The organism is Roseateles sp. GW821-FHT09B06, from assembly GCF_059418245.1.
On sequence record NZ_JBWKPM010000057.1, the window covers coordinates 1 to 3,389 of the forward strand.

Genomic DNA, 3,389 nt, shown 5'->3' on the forward strand with positions numbered 1-3,389 from the left:
CCCGACATCGTCCCGGCCAGCTGGTTCCTGCGCTCCTTCAGGCGCGGGAAGATCGCGAAGATGCGCTCCATGTCCGACTCGACCTCGGCGTCGCTGCGGATGTAGGCGCCCATCTGCAGGTTCTCGGTGATGGTCATGCGCGTGAAGGTGCCGCGCCCTTCCGGCACCATCACCAGCCCCTGCTTGACCAGGTTCCAGGCGCCCTGGCCCTTGATGGGCTTGCCCATGAACTCGATCGCCCCTTCCGCCACCGGCTGCAGCCCGGTGATGGCCTTCAGCGTGGTGGTCTTGCCCGCCCCGTTGGCCCCGATCAGGCTCACCAGCTCGCCCCGGCGCACCTCGAAGCTCACGCCCTTGACGGCCTGGATGCCGCCGTAGGCCACCTTCAGCCCGCTGACCTTGAGCAGGATCTCTTTGTTCTCAGCCATGTTCTTGTCTTCCTGTTCAATGCGCCGCGTGGCCGGCCCCGAGATAGGCCTCGATCACCTTCTCGTTGCGCTGCACGTCATACGGCGTGCCCTCGGCGATCTGCTTGCCGTAGTCCAGCACCGTCACCCGGTCGCACAGCCCCATCACCAGCTTCACGTCGTGCTCGATCAAGAGGATGGTGCGGCCGTCCTTGCGGATGCGGTCGATCAGCGCCCGCAGCACCACCTTCTCGGTGGCGTTCATGCCCGCGGCCGGCTCGTCCAGCGCGATCAGCTTGGGGTCGGTGGCCAGGGCCCGGGCGATCTCCAGCCGGCGCTGGTCGCCGTAGCTCAGGGTGCGGGCCTTGAAGTCCGCGTACTTGCCGATGCCCACATAGTCCAGCAGTTCTTGCGCGCGCTGCGCGATGGCGGCTTCCTCGTGCTTGAAGCCGGGGGTGCGGAACACCGCGCCCAGGAGGCCCGAGTGGCTGCGCACATGGCGCCCCACCATCACGTTCTCCAGCGCCGTCATCTCGGCGAACAGCCGGATGTTCTGGAAGGTGCGCGCGATGCCCGCCTTGGCCACCTGGTGCACCGCCTGCGGCGTGTAGGGCGTGCCGCCCAGCTCGAACGTGCCGCCGTCCGGCGTGTACAGCCCCGTGATCACGTTGAAGAAGGTGGTCTTGCCCGCCCCGTTGGGGCCGATCAGGCCGTAGACCTGCCCCTTCCTGATCTCGATGCCCACGTCCGAGAGGGCCTGCAGGCCGCCGAAGCGCTTGGACACGCCCTTGACGCTGAGCACAGTTTCCGTCGTCGTCATTGCTGTTTCTCCGGCTTCTTGCTTATTGCTTGGTCGGCGCCGGGGCACCCTTGCCATGCTCGGACGAGGGCCACAGGCCGCGCGGGCGCAGCAGCATCACCGAGATCATCGCCAGCGCCACCAGCAGCTGGCGCAGGATCGCCGCGTCCAGCCGCCCGTCGGTCATCTGCTGCAGCGGCCCGGCCACGTAGCGCAGCACCTCGGGCAGCGCCGACAGCAAGAGCGCCCCCAGGATCACGCCCGGGATGTGGCCGATGCCCCCCAGCACCACCATCGCCACGATCATGATGGATTCCTGCAGGCTGAAGGACTCGGGGCTGACGAAGCCCTGGAAGGAGGCGAACATGCTGCCCGCCACGCCGCCGAACGTCGCGCCCATGCCGAAGGCCAGCAGCTTCATGTTGCGGGTGTTGATGCCCATGGCCTTGGCGGCGATCTCGTCCTCGCGGATGGCCATCCAGGCGCGCCCGATGCGCGAGTTCTCCAGCCGGTAGCAGATCAGCACGCTGAACACCACCAGGGCCAGGAACAGGTAGTAGTACATCGTCACCGAGGGGATGCTGAGGCCGAAGAACTCGTGCGTCTTGCCCAGGTCGAACCCCCAGAAGTGCACGCTGTCGATCTGGCCGATGCCGCGCGGGCCGTTGGTGATGTTCAGCGGGTATTCCATATTGTTCAGGAACACGCGGATGATCTCGCCGAAGCCCAGGGTCACGATGGCCAGGTAGTCACCGCGCAGCTTCAGCGTGGGCGCCCCCAGCACCATGCCGAAGAAGCCCGCCAGCGCCGCGCCCAGCGGGATCACCACCCACAGCGGCGAGTGCAGCCCCTCGGGGAACGCGGCCCGGATGGCCTCGAAGTTCTCGCTCAGGTGCGGGCTGGCCAGCAGGCCGAACATGTAGGCGCCCAGCGCGTAGAAGGCCACATAGCCCAGGTCCAGCAGGCCCGCGTAGCCCACCACGATGTTCAGCCCCAGCGCCAGCAGCACGTACAGCAGCGCCAGGTCGATGATGCGCACCGGGCCGTTGCCGAACTGCTGCGCGAACAGCGGCACCACCAGCAGGCCCACCGCGGCCAGCAGGAAGACGATCAGTTTGTTCTTTTGCATGGATGATTCCTCAGCGATGGCTTTGCAGCCGCTTGCATTCCCCAGCGAACACCGCAGATCCGGCTTTGCCGGTCTGCCGGTGTTGCCCCCTCGAGGGCGCGCGCCCAGCGCGTAGGGGGTGGTTCATGTCAGGCCCGGTCCGCCACACGCTCGCCCAGCAGGCCCGACGGTCGCAGCGTCAGCACCAGGATCAGCGCGATGAAGGCGAAGATGTCGGCGTAGTGGCTGCCCAGCACGCCGCCGGTCAGCTCGCCCAGGTAGCCCGCCCCGATGGCCTCGATCAGACCCAGGAGCACCCCGCCCACCATCGCCCCGGCCAGGTTGCCGATGCCGCCCAGCACCGCCGCCGTGAAGGCCTTCAGCCCCGGCAGGAAGCCCATCGAGTGCTGCACCGTGCCGTAGTTGGCCGCCCACATGATGCCCGCCACCGCGGCCAGCACCGCGCCGATGACGAACGTGGCCGAGATGATGAAGTCGGGCTTCACGCCCATCAGCCCCGCCACCCGCGGGTTCTCCGCCGTGGCCCGCATCGCCCGGCCCAGCTTGGTGTGGTTCACCAGATAGATCAGCCCCGCCAGGATCATCACCGTCAGCCCCAGGATCAGGCATTGCGTCACCGTGATCACCGGCCCGCCCAGATCGATGGGCGTGGTCGGCAAGAGCAGCGGGAAGGGCTTGGGGTTGGGCTTCCAGATGATCATCGCCAGCGTCTGCAGCAAGAGCGACATCCCCATCGCCGTGATCAGCGGCGCCAGCCGCGGCGCGTTGCGCAGCGGCCGGTACGCAATCTTCTCCACCGTGAAGTTCAGCACCGTGCACACCACGATCGCGCAGCCCAGCCCGATCAGCATCAGCGCCCACCCCGGCAGCCCCGTGTCCTGCAGCGCCGTGATCACCGTCCACCCCACCAGCGCCCCCACCATCAAAATCTCGCCATGCGCGAAATTGATCAGGTTGATGATCCCGTACACCATCGTGTACCCCAGCGCCACCAGCGCATACATGCTGCCCAGCACCAAGCCATTGATGATTTGCTGGAAAAAGATTTCCATAG

Annotated in this window: 4 protein-coding genes; all 4 read right to left on the reverse strand. The window is 67.0% G+C overall.

Going from position 1 to position 3,389, the window contains the following annotated elements:
- Positions 1–428, reverse strand: a 428-nt coding sequence (locus tag AC07OQ_RS24370; protein WP_495055725.1) for an ABC transporter ATP-binding protein, incomplete at its 3' end; no start/stop codon positions are given.
- A 16-nt stretch (positions 429–444) separates the two neighbouring features.
- Entirely contained in the window at positions 445–1,227 is a 783-nt protein-coding gene (locus AC07OQ_RS24375) for an ABC transporter ATP-binding protein (protein ID WP_495055726.1), read from the reverse strand.
- Between the two features lie 22 nt (positions 1,228–1,249).
- The gene (locus tag AC07OQ_RS24380) at positions 1,250–2,335 is read right to left on the reverse strand and encodes a branched-chain amino acid ABC transporter permease (protein ID WP_495055727.1); all 1,086 of its coding nucleotides are present in this window, start codon (positions 2,333–2,335) and stop codon (positions 1,250–1,252) included.
- Positions 2,336–2,463: 128 nt separating this feature from the next.
- Positions 2,464–3,387: a branched-chain amino acid ABC transporter permease gene (locus AC07OQ_RS24385; protein ID WP_495055728.1), complete on the reverse strand. Its 924-nt coding sequence runs from the start codon at positions 3,385–3,387 to the stop codon at positions 2,464–2,466.
- Positions 3,388–3,389: the final 2 nt, after the last annotated feature.